1 protein-coding gene is annotated in these 732 nt (G+C 65.8%); it reads left to right on the top strand.

The features are described 5' to 3' along the window. Window positions 1–314: 314 nt before the first annotated feature. On the top strand, window positions 315–732 hold a 418-nt coding region (locus CXQ97_RS18685; RefSeq protein WP_104182371.1), incomplete at its 3' end, for a sigma-70 family RNA polymerase sigma factor.

The raw sequence follows: 732 nt of genomic DNA, 5'->3' as shown, positions 1-732 counted from the left end.
TTCCACTATCGGATGCCGGCAGGATCGTGGTTGGCTGTCCCTAGTCTCCTTAGCAATCAGAAGACTTACGCCGCAGGTGGCAGAGGTCTTCTGATTGAAGCCGATGGTCACCAGAAGGTCTCACGCCCATGCTCACCGCTCCGCTCCCGGTCCTCACCCGGCTCCTGCCCCGCCCTGTCGCCGAGCCTCCGGCCGCTGCGTCTGCTGTGTCGACTGCGCCTCCTGATCCCCATTCCGACAGTCCGTCGGCCCACCAGGCGGACGGGCCGGTGAGTGGCGTCGGGGCCCTTCTTTTCCGTGTCGGGCAAGGTGATGTGCGGGCGTTCGAGGACCTCTACGAGCAGACCGCCTCGCGCGTGTACGGGCTCGTCCGGAAAGTCCTCGTGGACCCGGAGATGAGCGCCGAAACGACGCAGGACATCTTCCTCGCCCTCTGGCAGGGCACCGCGGCCCGCTTCGATCCCACGCTGGGCACCGGGATGTCCTGGATCATGACCCTCGCGCACCGCCGCGCCGTCGACAAGGTCCGGACCGAGGAATCCCACCGGGTGCGAGACCTGAGGTGGGGTATCAAGAACCAGGACATCGACTACGACCAGGTCGCGGACACAGTCCTGCAACGGTCGGAGGTCGACGCCGTCCGTGCGTGCCTGCTCACCCTGTCCGACGTGCAGCGTGAGGCAATCTACCTGGCGTACTACACCGGGATGACCTACACCGAGGTCGCCGAAC

It is taken from the genome of Arthrobacter sp. B0490, from assembly GCF_002929355.1.
GTDB lineage: Bacteria > Actinomycetota > Actinomycetes > Actinomycetales > Micrococcaceae > Arthrobacter_D.
The sequence above is the reverse complement of the archived record's forward strand: the minus strand, read 5'-3'. Positions and strand labels throughout refer to the sequence as shown.